The following is an 18823-nucleotide window of genomic DNA, read 5'->3' as shown; positions in this document are numbered from 1 at the left end:
GGCCACCTGCCGGCATCCACGCTTCCGCAACCGCGCCAGCTCGCGCGATGCGGCACGGTGGACCCCGGCACGGTGGCCGGGGTGACGATGTTTCGCTCAGGTCAGAACGCCGCGGTGATCGAGAACACCACCTGCGAATCGGCGATCGGGCCGCCATCCTTGGTGGAGGAGAAGTTCGGCAGCAGATAGGCCGAACCGCGCCGCGAGATGTCGGTGTCCACATAAGCGACGCCCAGCGTCAGCGGCGTCCCCTTGATCGCCAGGTCGGCGCCCAGCATCCAGTCCCAGTAGCTGCCGGTCGGCGCAACGGAGGTGCCGTTGGGGCCCAGGCCCGGATTGCCGTCCGAATAGCCGATATGCGCCTTGGCGGTGATCGGCGTGTTCGGGATGCCGGCGGCGGCGTCTCCCCACAGGTAGAGGTTGTCCTCCTTGTCGCCGATGCGGCTTTCGGGCGTGTTGGACCAGTTGCCCAGCGCCTCCTGCTTGGGCGCATAGGCAACGCCGGCGGTGAGGCTCAGCGGGCCATAGGTGCCCGACAGCTTGACATAGGGCTCGGCGAAGTCGGTCTTCGAGAAGCCGCCCGGATACATGTACCAGGTGAGGCCCACGTCGATCGCGCCGCTGCCGAACGAGCGCTTGTACCCGCCGATCAGGTCCAGCTCCATGTTGGCGCCGCCGAACGTGCCCCAGCCGGACAGGTTTGACGCCCAGGTGCCGACATAGAAGCCGCTTTCGTGCGCAACCGTGATGCCGCCCTGGATGGCCGCTTCCTCATCCGATTGGGAGACGCCGCGGAAGCGATAGTCGGAAACGCCCGCCACGCTGCCGGTGACGGTGATCGCCTTGGGCGGATCGGTTTCCTGCGCGAAGGCCGGGGTGGCGGCGAGGCCGAGCGCAAGCGCGCCGGCAACAACGAGAAACTTCATGGAACCTCCTTTGAACATCAAGAGGCTCCTCCTGCCGCCCGCCGCCACCGCTCTCGCCAAAGGCGGGCGGCGATCTGATCGGGCGGAGGTCAGGCTATCACGGGCACGGCCCGCGTCAATTCGCTGCGGCAAAATACCTGTTGCAGTGCAGCAACAGTCCGGTGCGCAGGTGCGGCAACGCCGGCCGCGCTTCCCCGCGCGACCGGCGTTCGCCTGTTTTGTCGGTCAGTGCGCGGCGGCGAGCGCGGCGATGCGCGGGCTCTCGCCCGTCACCTCCACGCTGGAGCCTCCGGCCTTGCGCCGCTGGAACCAGTCGCGCAGCATCTCGGCACTGGTATGGTCCACCGCCGACAGCCCGGTCACGTCCAGCCGCACCGGCATGCCCGCCGGCACGCGGTCCAGCGTGTCGGACAGCTTGGGCAGCGACACGAACGTCGCCGCGCCGTCCAGCCGGATGGCATGGTGCGTGTCGGCCGCGCTTTCGTGCACCTTCAGGCGCAGGCGGCGGAGATGCGGCACCAGTTCGAGGAGCGACAGGCCGATGCCGACCAGCACGCCGGTCAGCAGGTCCTCCACCACCACCGTCAGCAGGGTCGCCGCCCAGATCACCGCCGGCAGCACGCCATAGTCGCGCAGCAGGTGGCGGACATGGACGATGTTGACCAGCCGCCAGCCGGTCACCACCAGGATCGCGCCCAGCGCGGCCATCGGGATCGCCCGCAGCACGAACGGCAGCGCAACCACGAAGCCGAGGATCCACACGCCGTGCAGGATCGCGGAAGCGCGGGTGGCGGCATTGGCCTGCACGTTGGCCGAGGAGCGCACGATCACGCCCGTCATCGGCAGGGCGCCGGCCATGCCGCACAGCAGGTTGCCGATGCCCTGCGCGCGCAGTTCCTTGTTGTAGTCGGTGCGCACGCCCGCATGCATCTTGTCCACCGCGGCGGCGGACAGCAGCGTCTCGGCCGACGCGATAAACGCGATGGCGAGCGCCGCGGCGAGGATCGACGGATCGGTCCAATAGGACAGAAAGCCGCTTTCCGGCAGCGTCACCGCCGCGGTGATGCTGGCCGGCACCTGCACGCGGGCCACTTCAAGCCCGAACACCAGCGCGAACAGCGTGCCCGTGGCCACCCCGATCAGCGCGCCCGGCACCAGCCGCAAGGACGCCGGCCGCAGCTTTTCCCAGCCGATCATCGCGACGATCGTCAGGATGCCGATGCCAAAGGCGAGTTCGGTCGCCGAGATGTTGCCCGGCGTCAGGCCCAGCACGCGCTCGGGCATCGCCGCCAGGTTCTGCAGGCCGCTCGGCAGCGGCTTGGCATCGAACAGGACGTGGAACTGGCCGGCGACGATCAGGCAGCCGATGCCCGCCAGCATGCCGTGCACCACCGCCGGCGAGATCGCGCGGAACCAGCCGCCCAGCTTCGCCACGCCGGCGATCACCTGGATCAGCCCGGCGAGCACCAGGATCGGCCCGAGCGCGCTCAGGCCCTTGTCGCGGATCAGCTCGAACACGATCACGGCGAGGCCCGCCGCCGGTCCGGAGACCTGCAGCGGCGATCCCGCCAGCATGCCGACGACCAAGCCGCCGATGATGCCGGTGATGAGGCCCTTTTCCGGCGCCACGCCCGAGGCGACCGCAATGCCCATGCACAGGGGCATGGCCACCAGGAACACCACGATCGACGCGGTGAGATCGCGCGACAGGAACTTCAGGCTGGGCACCGAGACGCCCGGCCTGGTCGCCTCCGCAGCGAGATCGCCCGCGGTCGGGGCAGCGGCGCCGGTCAGGCTCATTCCGCCGCCTCGACCAGCGTGTCGTTGCCCAGGAAGTCGGCCGCGCGGCGGGTGGCGGCGGGCTGCGCGACCGGCAGCGGCTTCTCGCCGGACACCGCCTCGAAACGGCCCGTCTCGCCGTTCAGCGCCAGCATCTGGCCGGCATGGATGTCCACGAACCAGCCGTGCAGCGCGATTTCGCCGCGCGCGATGCCGGCGGCGACGGACGGGTGCGTGCGCACATGGTGGAGCTGCGCCACGACATTCTCCAGCGCGGCGGCGCGGACCTTGGCCTTTTCGTCCATTTCCGGATAGCCGGCCAGCACGTCGCGCGCGGCGGTGGAATGGCGCAGCCAGGCGGTGACGTTGGGCATCGCCGCGGTCGCATCGGGGTCCAGCAGGCCCTTCATCGCGCCGCAGTCCGAATGGCCGCACACGATGATGTCGCGCACGCCCAGGGCCATCACGGCATATTCCACGGTGGCGGAAACGCCGCCGATCTGCTCGCCGAACGGGGGCACGATGTTGCCGGCGTTGCGGCACACGAACAGGTCGCCGGGCTGCGCCTGCATGATGTGCTCGGGCACCACGCGGCTGTCCGCGCAGGAGATCATCAGTGCCTTGGGGCTCTGCCCTTGCGTGGCGAGCTTGTTGTACAGCTCGCTCTGCTGGGGAAAGACCTGGGTCTCGAAGCCGACAACGCGGCCGATCAACTCGTTCACTGGGTGCTCCTGTACTCAAAACGAGACTTTGGGAGCCAACTAGGTACGCATCGGTTCTTGCTGCGGCGCGGCACCATCGTGAGGAAGTGTTGCCGCGGGATACGATCGTCCGGTCGGTTCGTCTCGGCGGGTTGGCCTGCCCCCATCGTCCTCCGGCGGCGTGGCGGACCGCCGAACGGGTCCGGGGCGACAAACGGACACGGTCACCGCGGCAGGTGCAGGCAGGCGCGCAGGCCGCCTTCCTCCCGGTTGGCCAGCGACAGGCGCCCGCCTTCCAGCTCCACCGCCTGCTTGACGATGGCCAGGCCCAGGCCGAACCCCACCGTGTCGCGGCCCCGTGCCGTGTCCAGCCGCACGAACGGCTCCACCACGCTGGCCAGCTGGTCCTCCGGGATGCCCGGGCCGTTATCCTCCACCGCGATCACGATCTCGTGCGGGCGATCCTCCAGCCGCACCGTCGCCCGCGTGCCGTAATGCAGTGCGTTGTTCAGGAGGTTCACCACCGCCCGCTTCAGGCTGCGCGCCCGCACCACCGTTTCGCAATGGTCCGGCCCGTCATAGAAGGCGTCGCGGCCATGGTCGGCGGCATCGTCCACCACCGTGGCGCACAGCACGGCCAGGTCGTGGCGCATCGGCGTTTCCGGATCGCTGTCGCCGCCGAGAAAGGCGAGCAGGGAGGTGATCATCGCCTCCATCTCGGCAATGTCCTCGCCCACCGCCTCGCGCACGTCGTCGCGCTCGATCGCGTCGCTGCGCAGGCGCAGGCGGCTCAGCGGCGTACGCAGGTCATGGCCGACCGCCGCCAGCGCCTGGGTGCGGTCGTCGATCAGGCGGGCGATTCGCGCCTGCATGCGGTTGAACGCCACCACCACCCGCCGGACCTCGCCCGGCCCGTCTTCCGGCACCGGCTCCGCCGCGTCGCCGCCCACCTTGTCCGCCGCCTCGGCGAGGCGCCGCAGCGGGTTCAGCGTGCGCCCCACCAGCATGCCGCCCAGCAGCATCAGCGCGATCGCCGGGATCAGCGCCAGCGCAATCCGCTCCGGCGCGAGGTTGAGGTCGGTCACCGGCTCCAGCGTGCGGAAATACAGCCAGCTATTGTCCGGCAGCCGGAGCGCGCCGGTGATAACGGAGCTGCGCCCCGGCGAGGTGAGCCGCAGGCGCAGGTCGGCGGAGCGCAGGCTCGGCTCCCAATCGTGGATCTGCCCGCGCACCGCGTCGAGATCCGGCGCGATCACCGGCGGCGGGGGCAGCTTCATGCCCCATTCCAGCGCATAGCGATTGGTGGTGAGCTCCGCCGCCAGCATCGGCCGCTCGTCCGGCGCGCGCTCGGCCATCAGCCGCCGGCTGATGACGAGATGCTCGGCCAGCCGGTTCGCCTCGTCGTCCTTGACCGAGAACTGGCTCGCCCGCTCGTACAGGAGCGTGCTGGCGCCGAACTCGATCAGCAGCGTGAGCAGCAGGATCGCGACGATCCGGCCGAGCAGGCCGACCGAGGGCGCGACGAACCCCTTCAAGCGCGATCGACGGGCACGTTGAGCATGTAGCCGACGCCGCGCACCGTGACGATCGGCGCCGGGTGCCCGGCCGAGGACAGCTTGCGCCGCAGCCGGCTGATGAGCACGTCGATCGAGCGGTCGGAGCTGTCGCCCAGCCGCGTGCGCGACAGCTCGATCAGCCGCTCGCGCGCGATCACCCGCTGCGCATGGTCGCACAGCGTGACCAGCAGGTCGAACTCCGCGCCGGTCAGGTCGACGATCGCGCCGGTGGGCGAGGTCAGCTCGCGCCGCGGCAGGCTGACGCGGTAGCCGTCGAACTCCAGCTCGCCCTTGTCGCGCGCGCCGTCCCGCCGGTCCAGCGCCGGCCGCCGCAGCACCGCGCGCACCCGCGCCACCAGCTCGCGCGTGCCGTAAGGCTTGGCGATGTAATCGTCCGCGCCCAGCTCCAGCCCGACCACGCGGTCCGTCTCGCTGCCCTTGGCGGAAACGAAGATGATCGGCACGTCGCTTTTGGCCCGAAGCGCGCGGCACAGGTCGATGCCGCTCGTGCCGGGCAGCATGATGTCGAGCAGCACCAGGTCCACCGGGCCTGCTTCCAGCGCCAGCCACATCTCCGGCGCGGCGCTGGCCGGGCGGACGATGAAGCCGTTCTCCTGAAGGGCGCGGGTGGTGAGCGTGCGAAGCGGCGGGTCGTCCTCGACCAGCAGGATGGTGGGTGCCGTCATGCTGGTCGAGGTAGGCAGTGCGGCCGAACCGGTCAATTCTGCGGGAACGGCGCGACCGCCCGCGGCAACAAAACGTTATTGCTGCAACATGCCGGGGAAACCGCCGCGCCGTAGCTCCAGGGATGCCGCCTTCCCGTTTAGCAGGCACCAGCACAGGTGCCGGCCGCGGTCTGCGGCCGTCGTCACCGGAACCCCCTTCCGGGCGCTGAACCTCCCAGCTGCGGCGGTGCCTCCCGCCGCAGCACGCCCGCGGCGCCTTTCTCCATCGGTGCCGCGGGCATTTTCTTTCGCCGGGAGCGAAAACAGTGCTTGGCAAGGCGGAAAGCCGTTGCTAGTAGCGCCGCCTCACCCGCCCCCAGCGACCTGCCGGGGGCCAGGAACGCCAGAGCGGGCGTAGCTCAGGGGTAGAGCACAACCTTGCCAAGGTTGGGGTCGAGGGTTCGAATCCCTTCGCCCGCTCCAGCGATCGCGTGAGTTTTAGCACAGCTAAAACGAACCACGGGCGATCGCCCGGCCGGCGCTGCCCCAGCAGCGTCCGACGACGCGGCTTTGCCGCGGCGGGGCTCCCCCCTCCGGCGACGAACCGCCCCCGATCCGCTACACCCCGCCCCATGACACACGCACCGATTCGCGTCGGCATCGGCGGCTGGACCTTTGAGCCCTGGCGCGGCACCTTCTTTCCGGAGAAATGGCCGCACAAGCGCGAGCTGGAATATGCCGCGGGCAAGCTCACCGCGATCGAGGTGAACGGCACCTATTATTCCGGCTTCAAGCCCGCCACCTTCGCCAACTGGGCGTCGCAGGTGCCCGATGGCTTCGTGTTCACGCTCAAGGCCTCACGCTTCTGCACCAATCGCAAGGTGCTGGCCGAAGCGGGCGAATCGGTGCAGCGGTTCGTGAGCCAGGGCATCGTCGAGCTCGGCGACAGGCTCGGCCCGATCCTGTGGCAGTTCATGGCCACCAAGAAGTTCGAGCCGGACGATTTCCGCGCCTTTCTTCAACTCCTGCCGGGGAGCTACGAGGGCGTGACGCTGCGCCACGCGGTGCAGGTGCGCCACGAGAGCTTCGCCGTCCCCGAGTTCGTGGCGATGGCGCGCGAGGCCGGGGTGGCGATCGTTTATGCCGATTCCGTCGACTATCCGGCGATCGCCGACATCACCGGCCCGTTCGTCTACGCTCGCCTGGAAAGCGGCGTGGAGGAGGAGCCCGCCGGCTACACGCCTGCCGCGCTCGATCGCTGGGCGGCGGCGGCACGAACCTGGGCGAGCGGCGGTCAGCCCGACGGCCTGCCCTATGTCGTGACGGACGCGCCCTCCGCGCAGCCCCGCGAAACCTTCGTCTTCTTCATCGCGGGCGCAAAGGTCCGTGCGCCACACGGTGCGATGGCGCTGATCGAGCGGCTGGGGTGATCGAACATCCGCTTTCGCCCAATAGCGGACATTGGGCTGGTCGCTTTGAAAAGTCGGGCGGGAAACCTACGCGTCGAGGGGCAGCTCGTCTCGGTAGACGATCATGGAGTGTCCCGACCGTGTTGCATTTTGCGCTGCCGATCTGAGAATATCGTCTTCAATGGCAGTCAGGTCAGCGTGGAGTTCCTTTTCCCGCTTAACCTCAACGAAGGTCCATCCTTGTTTTTCAGCTCCAGCAATGGCTACCGATCGGGCGGACGCGACCGCTACGCCCTTGCCGTAGAGCATGAGCGCGTGTCTCGCGCCTGGACGGAAGCCGGTATCCTCAGTGGCGACGGCAATTGCCGAGAATATGAAGACGGCCTCTCTCATGGAACGAGGTTACATCGACATCTTCCGGCTTCCAACGTCCGCTTTCCCCCAATACCGGACCTAGCCGCCCGCCTTCACGCCAGTTCCAGCAGCCGCGCCACCTCGCGGAAATCCGCCGCGGTCGCCTGCACTCCGATCGCCCGCAGGCGCTCGGCATGGTCCACGTCGCAATGCGTGCCCGCGCACAGGCCGATGACCCAGGCGCCGGACGCCACCGCCCCCGTCGCGCCCACCGGCGAATCCTCCAGTATCGCGCACCGTTCGATCGGCACGCCGATGGCGGCGGCCGCATGCCAGTAGAGGTCGGGCGCCGGCTTTCCGCGCGCCACATGCTCGCGCCCGGAATAGATGTGCTCGCCGAACGCATCGGCGAGGCCCAGGTGGTCCAGGTGCCGCCGGATCCAGGCGGACGAGCTGGACGACGCCACCGCGCGGGGCAGATCGGCCGGCAGCGCGCGCACGAACGCCACCGCGCCGGCGACCTCCTCGATCCCCTCCGCCAGCACGCGCCGGTTCTCCACCTCGCGCGCGGCGTGGAAATCCTCCGGCAGCGGCCGGCCGAGAAACGCCTCCACCTCCGCCAGGAAGTCCGCCCCCGCCCGCCCCATGAACCGGGCCATCGAATCGGCCGGCGTGATCGGGTGGCCGATGTCCGTCAGATACTCGGCCAGGTGCCGATTGCCGGACGCCTCGCTCTCGATCAGCACGCCGTCGAAGTCGAAGATCAGGCCGGCCGGCTTCATGCCCGCGCCCCGAACAGCGCGGAGCCGACCCGCACGTGCGTCGCGCCCAAAGTCACCGCCGTCTCAAAGTCCCCGGACATGCCGATGCTGAGCCAGGGCAGGCCATGATCGCGCCGCAATTTGGCGAGCAGCGCGAAATACGGGGCCGGCTCCACGTCGGCGGGGGGCACCGCCATCAGCCCCTTGACCGGCAGCTCCGCGTCCCGCGCGCTGGCCAGCAGCGCCGGCAGGTCCGCGATCGCGCAGCCGCCCTTTTGCGCCTCCTCGCCGATATTCACCTGCACGAAGCAGTCCGGCCGCCGCCCCTGCCGGTCCATCGCCCGGGCCAGCGCGGCGACCAGCGACGGGCGATCGACGGAGTGGATCGCATCGAACAGCGCCACCGCTTCCTCCGCCTTGTTCGACTGGAGCTGCCCGACGAGATGCAGGCGGACCTCGGCCAGGCCCTCGCGCAGCGCCGGCCACTTGCCCTCCGCCTCCTGCACCCGGTTCTCGCCGAACACGCGCTGGCCTGCGTCCAGCAGCGGGCGGATCGCCTCCGGGCCCTGCGTCTTGGACACCGCGATCAGCGTGACCTCCTCCGGCTTGCGGCCTGCCAGCCGGGCGGCGGCGGCGATGCGGCCGGTGACGTGAGCGAGGGTGTGGGGGGCGAGGGTATCGGCGGCGTGGTCTGGCATGGCGCGCGTGCTATAGGCAGGGGGATGGTCCGCCGCCACCCCGTGCCGCACCGCTGGTTCCTGACGGACGAGCGCGCCGGCGATCCGCGCCCGGTGCTGCGCCGCCTGCCGGCCGGCACCGGGGTGGTGTTCCGCCACCGTGCGACGCCGCCGGCCGAGCGCCGCGTCCTGCTGGCGGAGGTGCGCCGCATCGCCGCCCGGCGCGGCCTGGTGCTGACGGTGGCCGGCGAAAGCCATGGACGCCGGGCCGGCCGGCTCCGGCAAGGCCATGGCTGGCCGGCCCACAACCGTGTGGAGGTCCGGCGCGGCGCGGCGGCGGGCGCCTGGGTGCTGTTCGTCTCGCCGGTTTTCGCCACCCGCTCCCATCCGGGCGCCCGCGCGCTGGGGCCGGCGCGCGCCGCTGCGCTGGCCAAGAGAACACACATTCCCGTTGTGGCGCTGGGCGGCATGAACGCCCGCCGCTTCGCCGCGCTGCGGGGGGCGGGGTTTCACGGCTGGGCGGCGATCGACGCCTTTCTGCAGCGTCCGCGGTTTTAGGTCTTTGGCAAGCCGGATGGGTCAAGAGGCAGGCCATGCGCCTGCGCCCTGCCCGTCTTGCCGCCATCCTCGCCCTCGCGCCCGCTCCGCTGTGCGCACAGGCGACGCCCCCGCCGATCCGACTGGTCGCGCCGGCCGAGGGCGCGCTTGCCTCCTTTGCCCTGCCCCAGGTGCCCCGGGCGCGGGTGGATGTGCTGGCGGTGTCCACCGCCCGGCATCTGTCCACCGCGCTCTTCCGGGTCTCGATCGGCAGCAAGCAACTCTACGAGCGTCTGGAGATCGATTGCGGCAGGCGGCAATGGCGCTGGGTCGGGGACGGCACCAGCGTTGCGGAGGCGCTGCGCTACCGCGACGACATGGGCTTCGGTCCGGCCCACACAAGCGACATCAAACACCCTTATGTTCAATATGTCTGCAACGAAGGCGTGATCCCGCTCTGAGCGGGGCGGACGCGCGGCACGTGCGCCGCGCGAAACTCAGAACCGGAAAGCGGTGCCGATATACACGGCCTGGCTGTCGCGGCGGTCGTCCACCGGGCGCAGGCGATCGCGCTCGGTGCGGTAGCGCACGCCGGCGGTGACATCGAGGTTGCGGCTCAGCGAATAGGAGCCGCCAAGGTCAAGCGAGGTCGCCGGCGTATCGGCGACCAGGCGAGGCGCATCCTCCAGCGGGCGCTCGCTGGTGGCCTTCAGGCGCGCGCTGGTGCGGCCGGTGACGTAGCTGAGGCCGAGGTCCGCGACATTGCGGCTGCCCGGCGCGCCGGCCAGGTCGACCTTTGCCAGATCGCCCGTCACCGCGAACTTCTTCCAGCCCACCGACACGCCCAGATTGTAGGCGATCGGCGCCAGGCTGACGCTGGCCGGAGCGGCCGTGCCGCGATCGGCGACCAGCGCCCCGCGGCTCGACCGGGCGCGCACCGCCACGGTCACGGCGCGGTTGGTGCGCGAGGATTCGGCCGGGGTGAAGCGGAAGCCGTTGCCGTCCAGCCCGCCGCGCGCCAGCACCGCGGCCAGCCGCGGATCGGCAGCGGCAGGGGTGAAGCCGCCCAGGGTGGGCAGCCGGTCCGCGACCTGCGGCGCCACGCGCGCCGCCTGGCCGGCGGCGCCGATCGCGGGCGCGATCGCGATGCCGGCGGCAACGCATGCCCCCAGCCCGATCCCTGCCAACCAGCGACCCATCGCCACGATACCGTTCCTTGTCCCCTTCGGACGCCCGCCCCGTCGATCGGCACGGTGACATCCGTATTCTCCGAAATCGCGCCTAACACGAAACGTTGCACCGGCAACAGACGACGCGCCACTTTGTGGGCGAGTGTTGCCCCAGGTCCACACGCCCGGCGAGGCCCGCCACCCCGTCACCATCCCCGGCACCGTCCTTGCCCGACGCGCCGGAGCCTCTATAGATGCGCGTGCACAAGGCTTTTTCCAGGAACTTCGCCCATGACCCGCCTGTTCGGCACTGCCACCGCGGCCGCGCTCGTTCTTTCGCTGGCTGCCTGCGGAGGCGGCCGGGAGCGTCCCAAGGCCGATCTCGCCGCCTCCAAGGTGACGACCATCGGCGTCAACGCCTATCTGTGGCGCTCCAGCCTCGACACGCTGGGCTTCATGCCGCTGCTGCAGACCGATTCGAACGGCGGCGTGATCGTCACCGACTGGTATGTGAACCCCAACACGCCCACCGAGCGGCTGAAGGTGACGGTGACGATCCTCGACCAGGATCTGCGCGCCGACGGCCTGCGCGTCGCCGCGCTGCGCCAGGTGAACCAGGGCGGCCAGTGGGTCGATGCCCCGGTGCAGGCCGCCACGGTGCAGAAGCTGGAGGACATCATCCTCACCCATGCCCGCGACCTGCGCCGCCAGGCTTTGGCTGGTTGAAGACCGGCACCGGCCCTCTCCCCCACCCCGCCTCCCACTCAGTGTATCCTTGATGGGAGGCGGGGTGGGGGAGAGGGCCGGTGCCGCGCCCGGCGTCAGCCGGGTCTGACGGAGAGCTCATGTCTACTCGATTCAACGCGCTGAAGGCGGATGCCGAGTGGCAGAAGGTGTGGGACGAACGCCGCACCTTCGCCGCCGACGACAACAGCGCAAAGCCCCGCAGCTACGTGCTGGAGATGTTCCCCTATCCGTCGGGGAAGATCCACATGGGGCACGTGCGCAACTACACGATGGGCGACGTGCTGGCGCGCTTTCGCCGCATGACCGGCCACGAAGTGCTCCATCCGATGGGCTGGGACGCCTTCGGCATGCCGGCCGAGAACGCCGCCATGGAGCGCGGCGTCCACCCCGGCGGCTGGACGCGCGAGAACATCGCGACGATGAAGGCGCAGCTCAAGCGCCTCGGCTTCGCGCTCGACTGGGACCGCGAACTCGCCACCTGCGAGCCGGACTATTACGGCCACGAACAGGCGCTGTTCCTCGACATGTTCGCTGCCGGCCTCGTGTATCGCAAGGAGAGCGCGGTCAACTGGGACCCGGTCGACATGACCGTGCTCGCCAACGAGCAGGTGATCGACGGCCGCGGCTGGCGCTCGGGCGCGCTGGTCGAGAAGCGCAAGCTGTCGCAGTGGTTCCTGAAGATCACCGCCTTTGCCGACGATCTGCTGAAGGGCCTGGATGGCCTGGAGCATTGGCCGGACAAGGTGAAGCTGATGCAGCGCAACTGGATCGGCAAGAGCCAGGGGCTGACCTTCCGCTTCGCCCTGGCCGCCGAAAGCGACACCCGCCGGGTGACGCCGGGCGACGGGATCGAGGTGTTCTCGACCCGCCCCGACACGATCTTCGGCGCCAGCTTCGTCGCCATCGCCGCCGACCATCCGATCGCCCAGGCGATCGCGGTGGGCGATCCCGCGGCCGAGGCGTTCATCGCGCGGTGCAAGCAGGGCGGCACCACCGCGGCCGAGCTGGACACGCAGGAGAAGCTGGGCTTCGACACCGGCCTGTGCGCGCTGCACCCGTTCGATCCCGAACGTCGCCTGCCGGTCTACATCGCCAATTTCGTGCTCATGGAATATGGCTCGGGCGCGGTGATGGGCGTGCCCGCGCACGACCAGCGCGACCTGGATTTCGCGCGCAAATACGGCCTGTCGGTGCCCCGCGTCGTGTCGGACGGCGACAAGGCCGCGTCCGCCTTCGAGGGGGACGAGGCCTATACCGGCCCGGGCACGCTGGTGAACTCGCACTTCCTCGATGGCATGGACGTGGAGGACGCCAAGCGCGAGGTCATCACCCGCGCGGAGGCCGGCGGCTGGGGCCGCGGCTCCACCGTCTATCGCCTGCGCGACTGGGGCGTCAGCCGCCAGCGTTACTGGGGCACGCCGATCCCGATCATCCACTGCGAGGCATGCGGCGCGGTGCCGGTGCCCAAGGACCAGCTGCCCGTGGTCCTGCCCGAGGACGTCGGCTTCGACGTGCCGGGCAACCCGCTGGATCGCCATCCGACGTGGAAGCATGTCGCGTGCCCGTCCTGCGGCGGTGAGGCGCGGCGCGAAACCGATACGCTGGATACCTTTGCCGATTCGTCCTGGTATTTCGTGCGCTTCGCCAGCCAGCCCAAGGACAAGCCGTTTGACAAGGCCGCGGCCGAGAAGTGGCTGCCGGTCGGCCAGTACATCGGCGGCGTGGAGCATGCGATCCTGCACCTGCTCTACGCCCGTTTCTGGACGCGCGCGCTCCAGCATCTCGGCCTGCTGGACGTGGCCGAGCCGTTTGCCGGCCTGTTCACGCAAGGCATGGTGACGCACGCGACCTTCAAGTCCGCCGATGGCCGCTGGCTGTCGCCCGACGAGGTGCAGTCCGGCGTGGAAACCGCCACCGGCACGCCGGTGACGGTGGGCCGCGTCGAGAAGATGTCCAAGTCGAAGAAGAACACGGTCGATCCCACCGGCATCGTCGATCGATACGGCGCGGACGCGGTACGCTGGTTCATGCTCTCCGATTCGCCGCCCGAGCGCGATCTGGAATGGAGCGAGTCCGGCATCGAGGGATCGTGGCGGTTCATCGGCCGGCTGTGGCGATTGTTCGAAGGCAACGCGCCCGGCGCCGAAATCCTTGGGGGTGAGGACAAGGCCCTGTCGCGCAAGCTGCACGGGACGATCGCCGGCATCGCCGAAGATATCGAGGCTTTGTCGTTCAACAAGGCAGTGGCCAAGCTCTACGAACTCACCAGCGCGATCGAGAAGGCGCCGCCGTCGGCCGCCCGCACCGAGGCGGTGGCGACGCTGATGCGTCTGGTCGCCCCCATGGCGCCGCACATCGCCGAGGAGGCCTGGGCCGCCGCGGGCAACGAGGGCCTGATCGCCGACGCCGCCTGGCCGCAGGTCGATGCCGCGCTGCTGGTGGAGGACGAGGTGACCATCGCCATCCAGGTCAACGGCAAGCTGCGCGACACGCTCACCCTGCCCAGGGACATGGCGCGCGAGGAGGTGGAGGCCGCCGCGCTCGCCAGCGAGAACGTGGTCCGCTTTCTCGAAGGCCGCGCGCCCAAGAAGGTGATCGTGGTGCCCGGCCGCCTCGTGAACCTGGTCGCATGAGGGGAACGGGCATGAAGCGTTTCGCGCTCCTCCTGGCGCTCGCGCCGCTGTCCGCCTGCGGGCTGCACCCGATGTATGCCGGCGGCGGCTCGGGCAAGGTCGCCACGGCATTGTCGGCGATCGAGGTCGCGCCGATCCAGGGCAAGTCGGGCTGGCTGATGGCCAATGCGCTGAACGACCGGCTGGGCAATCGCGGCACGAGCCCTCGCTACCGGCTGGAAGTGAAGCTGGAGGACCGCATCACCGGCCTCGGCGTGCGGCAGGACGATTCGGTCACCCGCGAGCGCCGCATCCTGCGCGCCCGCTACCAGCTGGTGGACCTCACGCAGGGCGCCGTGGTGCTGGACGCCACCGCCGGCTCCGACGCCGGGATCGACGTCGTGAACTCCGAATATGCCACCATCGCGGCGGAGGACACCGCGATGGAGCGGCTTGCCACCATCGTCGCCGACGAGATCACCGGCCGCCTGGCGCTGTTCGCCACGCGCGGCGGCGCATCGGTCGCCACCGGCGGCCCGGCGGGCGCGGCAAGCGTTCCGGCCGACGTGAACCCGTGAAGGCCAGCGCGGCGCAGGTTCGCGCCGCCCTGGAGCGCGGCGGCGGCGACGTCCGCCTGTTCCTGCTGTTCGGCCCGGACGAATCCGGCGCGCAGGACCTCGCCGCGCTGCTCGCCCGCACGATGGGGCCGGGGGCGGAGCGCGTGGATCTGGAACCGGCGCAGCTGCGCGGCAATCCCGGCCGTCTCGCCGACGAGGCCGCTGCCCTGTCGCTGTTCGGCGACAAGCGCCACATCCGCGTCGCCGGGGCCGGCGAGGAAAGCGTGGAGGCCGTCTCCCTGCTGCTGGACGCGCCGCGCGCCGGCAACCCGGCGGTGATGATCGCGCCCTCGATCAAGGCCGCCTCCAAACTCGCCAAGCTCGCGCTCGGCCATCCCGCCGCCATGGCGCTGGCGCTGTACGCGCCCGAGGGTCAGGCCGCCGAACAGATGGTGGCGCAGATCGCCCGCGACGCCGGCCTGCGCCCCGCCGCCGAGACGCTGCCGCGCATCGCCGCCGCCGCCGGCAACGACCGCGCCGTCATCACCCGCGAGATCGAGAAGCTGGCGCTGTTCCTCGATGCCGATCCCGAACGCCCGCGCGATCTCGACATGGCCGCGCTGGAGGCGGTCGGCGCCGACCTTGGCGAGGCGGAGATCGGCGTGGCGGTGGACGCCGCACTGGACGGCCGCTGCGAGGAAGCCGGCGCCGAGCTGACCCGCCTGGCGGAAACCGGCACCTCGCCCATCCCGGTCCTGCGCGCGCTGGTGCGCCGGCTGATGACGCTGGCCGAACTGCGCGCGGAAGTGGACGGCGGCGCCGCGCCCGCGCGCGTGGTGGAAGGCGTGTTCTTCCGCGACCGCCCGGTGATCGCCCGCGCGCTCACCCGCTGGACCGCGCCGGCCATCGCCCGCGCGATCGACCGCCTGCGCGCCGCCGAGCGCGCCACGGTGTTTTCGGGGGAAACCGGCGAGGTGATCGCCGCGGAAGCGATGCTCGCCGTCGCCCGGCAGAGCGCGCGCCGCCGCTGACGGCGCGGCCAGGCTGTTCCGACACCGGATGGTGACGGTTCGCCGTCAATGACGGTGCTTGCGCGGGCAGAGGGGCGGCGATGGATTTTCTGGTGCGCTTGCTGGAAGCAGGACAGGTGCTTCTGCTCGTCAAGGTGGCGGTGCTGCTGCTGGCGGGCGGCGCAGAGTCGCCGCCGGGCTGTGGACCCGCCGGCCGTGGCTGATCGCGCTTGGGTTGGGCATCGCGCTGGGACAATTCGTGCTGCCCTGGGCAGGCAATCTTCGCGCCGATCATGCCCTTGCCGAGCGCCGGGCACAGCTTCAGGCGCTGCCGAAGGTGCGACTGCCGGCTGCGTATCCTCGTCATCTGGTGATCGCCGGCGACCTGTCGCCCGACCCGCCCGAGTGGTTCCTGGCGGCCAGCTATGTCGATACGCTCGACCTTGCCGATGACCGGAGCGAGCACGGCGGCTTTCGCCGATGGGTGCCCGCCGGCGATGCCGCCGCGTGCCGTGCGGCGGCACTGGCGCGGTCCGATCCGCGCGGTGCGGCGACGCCGGTGGACGTGCCGGCTCGCGCGCTGCCCAAGCTCTCAGACTGCGCGCGCGAAGCCGGTGATGCCAATAATGGCGGCGATGCCGTGATCCTGCGACTGGGCGATCGCACCACTCTGTTCGATCGCGAAACCGCGCGTCGCACCGGCGCACCGCGCCTGCTGCCCGAGGCGCGTGCATATCCTTGCGTCGCCTTTGCCACGCTCCAGATCGTCGCCAACCATCTCGACGCCGCGCGCAGGCCGGCGCAGGCGGCCGAGCTGATGCGGCGCGGGAGCACGCGCCGCGGGCGCTACGATCCGTGCATCCGATCGGAAGCGCCCACCCTGCCCGGCTGAACGCGCAGAACCATGGGCGGTGCGAAGCGTTGGGCACGTCATGAATGGAGCGCTTGCTGCCGGGTTCTGGGGTCTGGTCGGCGGCTCGGCGCTGCTGCTGGGCGCGGCCATCCCCTTCGTCGCCCACCTGCCGCAGCGGCTGATCGCAGGCGTCATGGCGATCGGATCGGGCGTGCTGATCTCCGCCGTCGCCTTCGACCTGATGGACGAGGCCTATCGCCAGGGCGGCTTCGACTCGACCGCACTCGGCTTTCTCGGCGGCGCGGTCGCCTACACCGCCGCCACCGTCGCGCTGTCGCGGGCCGGCGCGCGGCACCGCAAGCGATCGGGCTCCAACCCGGACGAGCGGCAGCCCGACGCCGGCGATGACAGTGGCGTCGCGATCGCGGTGGGCGCGCTGCTCGACGGCATCCCCGAATCGGTGGTCATCGGCGTGTCGCTGCTGGGCGGTGGCGGGGTGAACCTGGTGACGGTCGCGGCGGTGTTCCTGTCCAACGTGCCCGAAGCGCTGTCCAGCGCGGCGGGCATGCGCAAGGCGGGCCGCTCGCCCCGCTACATCTTCGGCGTATGGGGCGGCATCGCGCTGGCGTCCGGCCTGGCGGCGATGCTCGGCAACCTGTTCCTGGCGGGTGCCAGCCCGGACCTGATCGCCGGCACCACCGCGGTTGCCGCCGGCGCGATCCTCGCCATGCTGGTGGACACGATGATCCCGGAGGCGACGGAGGCAACGCACGAATATTCCGGCCTGATCGCGGTGGCCGGCTTCCTGCTCGCTTTCGTGCTCACGAAGCTGGGAGGGTGAAGGACGTGCCCGGTTAACGCTCCTGCCGAAAGCGAGACTCGGCGTGGCTGCCCCGCACGCATCGTCACCCCGGATCCGTTCCGGGGTCCACGGGTCCGCAGAAGCAACATCCGCATCTCTCGCCGCGCCGTGGATGCCGGAACAAGTCCGGCATGACGAGGTTCGCAAACGCTCGGCCTTCGTTTGGAGAGGCGCGCAGCTGCCGGCCAAGGCTTGAGGACCGCTGGGTCTCCGGTGTGCCGGTCAGCCCGCGTTCGCCGCCCGCGTCAGGTTCAGGAACACGTCCTCCAGGTCCGCTTCCTTGGTGGAAACGTCGACAATGCCGTACCCGTTCGCCGTCACCGCGCCCAGTACCTCGCCGGCATTCACCCGGTCCTTGGCATAGGTGATCTCCAGCGTTCGCGCGCCCTTCAGCTGGATCTTCTGGAAGCAGGCGTTCTGCGGCACCTCGGCCACGTCGCGGTCCACGGTGACGGCGACGATCTTCTCCTGCGCCTTGCCGACCAGCTCGCGCGTCGGCTCGTTGGCGATCACCCGCCCGCCGTTGATGATGGCGATGCGGTCGCACAATTCCTCGGCTTCCTCGAGATAGTGCGTCGTCAGGACCACCGTCACGCCCTCCGCATTCAGCCGCCGCACATAGGTCCAGAGTTGCTGGCGCAGCTCGATGTCGACGCCCGCGGTCGGCTCGTCCAGCACCAGCACGGGCGGCGAGTGCACCATCGCCTTGGCCACCATCAGCCGCCGCTTCATGCCGCCCGAAAGCGTGCGGGCATAGGCGTTGGCCTTGTCCTCCAGATGCACCGCGCGCAGCAGCTCCATGGAGCGCCGCTCCTTTTTCGGCACGCCGTAGAGCCCGGCATAGATTTCCAGCATCTCCACCGGCGTGAAGAACGGATCGAAGGTGATCTCTTGGTTGACGATCCCGATCGACGCCTTGGCGTTGCGCGGGTGCTGGTCGATGTCGAAGCCCCAGATCGAGGCCGTGCCGCTCGTCTTGTTGACGAGGCCCGCCAGGATGTTGATCAGCGTGGACTTGCCGGCGCCGTTCGGGCCCAGCAGGCCGAAGATCGTGCCGCGCGGCACCTCCAGCGAGACGCCGTCCAGCGCGCGTTTTCCGCCCGCATAGGTCTTGCACAACTGGTCGATGGCGATGGCGGCCTGGGTCATGTCTTCGCCGATAGGCCGGCGCCCCGCGCGAAGCAATTGCGGGCGGTGGCCGCGCTTGCTAACGACACTGGCATGATCGCCCCGCCCGAAACCCTGCGCGTCCACACCCGCCGTGTCGTTTGCGACGGCGCGACCGACATTCCCGGCGGCGCCGCCCTCGGCCATCCGCGCGTCTACCTCGAGATCGACGAGCATGGCTATGTGGATTGCGGCTATTGCGACCGTCGCTTCGTGCTGATCGGCGGCCCGGCCGACGGCGCGGACCAGTCGACGCTGCCGGACATCTCCGAGGGCGCGAGCCTCTGAGTCCCGCGCTGACGCAGGCGAGGCTGCCCGCGTCCTTCAAAATGCTTGGAGAGCCTTTGTAGGCCAACTCGTCGCCGCTCCGCTGCCTTCATACCTCGTCATGCCCGCGCAGGCGGGCATCCAGAGCCGCAACGGCGCGGCTTTTTCAGGAACCTGCGCATCTGGATTCCCACCTCCGCGGGGATGACGAACA

The 18823-nt window shown here is 70.2% G+C and carries 21 protein-coding genes and 1 tRNA gene; 12 read left to right on the top strand and 10 right to left on the bottom strand.

What is annotated here, in order from left to right; genetic code table 11:
* Positions 1–101: 101 nt before the first annotated feature.
* The 5 genes from DVW87_RS14955 to DVW87_RS14935 form a co-directional block, all read right to left on the bottom strand.
* The gene (locus DVW87_RS14955) at positions 102–926 is read right to left on the bottom strand and encodes a TorF family putative porin (protein ID WP_114688603.1); all 825 of its coding nucleotides are present in this window, start codon (positions 924–926) and stop codon (positions 102–104) included.
* Positions 927–1151: 225 nt separating this feature from the next.
* Complete coding sequence (locus DVW87_RS14950) at positions 1152–2726, bottom strand: SulP family inorganic anion transporter (protein ID WP_114688602.1); 1575 nt, start codon at positions 2724–2726, stop codon at positions 1152–1154.
* Positions 2723–3427: a carbonic anhydrase gene (locus DVW87_RS14945; protein ID WP_114688601.1), complete on the bottom strand. Its 705-nt coding sequence runs from the start codon at positions 3425–3427 to the stop codon at positions 2723–2725. The genes DVW87_RS14950 and DVW87_RS14945 overlap by 4 nt, the downstream gene beginning before the upstream one ends.
* A 203-nt stretch (positions 3428–3630) precedes the next feature.
* On the bottom strand, positions 3631–4941 hold the full coding sequence (locus DVW87_RS14940; RefSeq protein ID WP_114688600.1) for an ATP-binding protein: 1311 nt from the start codon (positions 4939–4941) through the stop codon (positions 3631–3633).
* Positions 4938–5648, bottom strand: a complete 711-nt coding sequence (locus DVW87_RS14935; RefSeq protein WP_114688777.1) for a response regulator — start codon at positions 5646–5648, stop codon at positions 4938–4940. Before DVW87_RS14935 ends, DVW87_RS14940 begins: the two co-directional genes overlap by 4 nt.
* Positions 5649–6035: 387 nt before the next feature.
* Here DVW87_RS14935 and DVW87_RS14930 point away from each other — a divergent pair.
* Positions 6036–6110 (top strand) — tRNA-Gly (locus DVW87_RS14930).
* 149 nt (positions 6111–6259) lie between these two features.
* The gene (locus DVW87_RS14925; protein WP_114688599.1) at positions 6260–7057 is read left to right on the top strand and encodes a DUF72 domain-containing protein; all 798 of its coding nucleotides are present in this window, start codon (positions 6260–6262) and stop codon (positions 7055–7057) included.
* 66 nt (positions 7058–7123) lie between these two features.
* On the opposite strand, the gene DVW87_RS14920 is transcribed toward DVW87_RS14925, so the two are convergent.
* The 3 genes from DVW87_RS14920 to DVW87_RS14910 all read right to left on the bottom strand — a co-directional run bounded on the left by DVW87_RS14920 (position 7124) and on the right by DVW87_RS14910 (position 8849).
* Entirely contained in the window at positions 7124–7429 is a 306-nt protein-coding gene (locus tag DVW87_RS14920) for a hypothetical protein (RefSeq protein ID WP_114688598.1), read from the bottom strand.
* A 74-nt stretch (positions 7430–7503) separates the two neighbouring features.
* Positions 7504–8172 (bottom strand): HAD family hydrolase, encoded by a 669-nt coding sequence (locus DVW87_RS14915; RefSeq protein ID WP_114688597.1) that lies wholly within the window; start codon positions 8170–8172, stop codon positions 7504–7506.
* On the bottom strand, positions 8169–8849 hold the full coding sequence (locus tag DVW87_RS14910) for a YggS family pyridoxal phosphate-dependent enzyme (RefSeq protein ID WP_114688596.1): 681 nt from the start codon (positions 8847–8849) through the stop codon (positions 8169–8171). Before DVW87_RS14910 ends, DVW87_RS14915 begins: the two co-directional genes overlap by 4 nt.
* 24 nt (positions 8850–8873) lie before the next feature.
* Between DVW87_RS14910 and DVW87_RS14905 the strand changes: the two genes are divergently transcribed.
* Together DVW87_RS14905 and DVW87_RS14900 are read left to right on the top strand one after the other, a co-directional pair.
* Complete coding sequence (locus DVW87_RS14905) at positions 8874–9386, top strand: thiamine phosphate synthase (protein WP_114688595.1); 513 nt, start codon at positions 8874–8876, stop codon at positions 9384–9386.
* 35 nt (positions 9387–9421) lie between these two features.
* Positions 9422–9826 (top strand): hypothetical protein, encoded by a 405-nt coding sequence (locus tag DVW87_RS14900; RefSeq protein ID WP_114688594.1) that lies wholly within the window; start codon positions 9422–9424, stop codon positions 9824–9826.
* A gap of 36 nt (positions 9827–9862) precedes the next feature.
* Here the strand turns inward: DVW87_RS14900 and DVW87_RS14895 are convergent, their stop codons facing one another.
* A complete protein-coding gene (locus DVW87_RS14895; protein ID WP_181814865.1) occupies positions 9863–10564 on the bottom strand; it encodes a porin in 702 nt (233 codons plus the stop codon).
* A 261-nt stretch (positions 10565–10825) separates the two neighbouring features.
* On the opposite strand from DVW87_RS14895, the gene DVW87_RS14890 reads away from it, so the two are divergent.
* The 7 genes from DVW87_RS14890 to DVW87_RS14865 all read left to right on the top strand — a co-directional run bounded on the left by DVW87_RS14890 (position 10826) and on the right by DVW87_RS14865 (position 17154).
* The gene (locus tag DVW87_RS14890) at positions 10826–11260 is read left to right on the top strand and encodes a DUF3576 domain-containing protein (RefSeq protein WP_114688593.1); all 435 of its coding nucleotides are present in this window, start codon (positions 10826–10828) and stop codon (positions 11258–11260) included.
* A 119-nt stretch (positions 11261–11379) separates the two neighbouring features.
* Positions 11380–13914 (top strand): leucine--tRNA ligase, encoded by a 2535-nt coding sequence (gene leuS, locus DVW87_RS14885; protein ID WP_114688592.1) that lies wholly within the window; start codon positions 11380–11382, stop codon positions 13912–13914.
* A gap of 11 nt (positions 13915–13925) precedes the next feature.
* Entirely contained in the window at positions 13926–14471 is a 546-nt protein-coding gene (lptE, locus tag DVW87_RS14880; protein WP_114688591.1) for an LPS assembly lipoprotein LptE, read from the top strand.
* Positions 14468–15481: a DNA polymerase III subunit delta gene (gene holA / locus DVW87_RS14875; RefSeq protein ID WP_114688590.1), complete on the top strand. Its 1014-nt coding sequence runs from the start codon at positions 14468–14470 to the stop codon at positions 15479–15481. Before lptE ends, holA begins: the two co-directional genes overlap by 4 nt.
* 80 nt (positions 15482–15561) lie before the next feature.
* On the top strand, positions 15562–15684 hold the full coding sequence (locus DVW87_RS18515; protein ID WP_275402089.1) for a hypothetical protein: 123 nt from the start codon (positions 15562–15564) through the stop codon (positions 15682–15684).
* 35 nt (positions 15685–15719) lie between these two features.
* Complete coding sequence (locus tag DVW87_RS14870) at positions 15720–16352, top strand: hypothetical protein (protein ID WP_147276278.1); 633 nt, start codon at positions 15720–15722, stop codon at positions 16350–16352.
* Between the two features lie 40 nt (positions 16353–16392).
* On the top strand, positions 16393–17154 hold the full coding sequence (locus tag DVW87_RS14865; protein ID WP_114688588.1) for a ZIP family metal transporter: 762 nt from the start codon (positions 16393–16395) through the stop codon (positions 17152–17154).
* A 243-nt stretch (positions 17155–17397) separates the two neighbouring features.
* On the opposite strand, the gene DVW87_RS14860 is transcribed toward DVW87_RS14865, so the two are convergent.
* Positions 17398–18324: an ABC transporter ATP-binding protein gene (locus tag DVW87_RS14860; RefSeq protein ID WP_114688587.1), complete on the bottom strand. Its 927-nt coding sequence runs from the start codon at positions 18322–18324 to the stop codon at positions 17398–17400.
* Positions 18325–18396: 72 nt separating this feature from the next.
* Between DVW87_RS14860 and DVW87_RS14855 the strand changes: the two genes are divergently transcribed.
* Positions 18397–18630 (top strand): zinc-finger domain-containing protein, encoded by a 234-nt coding sequence (locus tag DVW87_RS14855; RefSeq protein WP_114688586.1) that lies wholly within the window; start codon positions 18397–18399, stop codon positions 18628–18630.
* The last annotated feature ends 193 nt before the right edge of the window (positions 18631–18823 follow it).

This window comes from Sphingomonas aracearum (assembly GCF_003345355.1).
GTDB classification, from domain to species: Bacteria; Pseudomonadota; Alphaproteobacteria; order Sphingomonadales; family Sphingomonadaceae; genus Sphingomonas; species Sphingomonas aracearum.
This window is presented reverse-complemented; position numbering and strand designations above follow the sequence as displayed.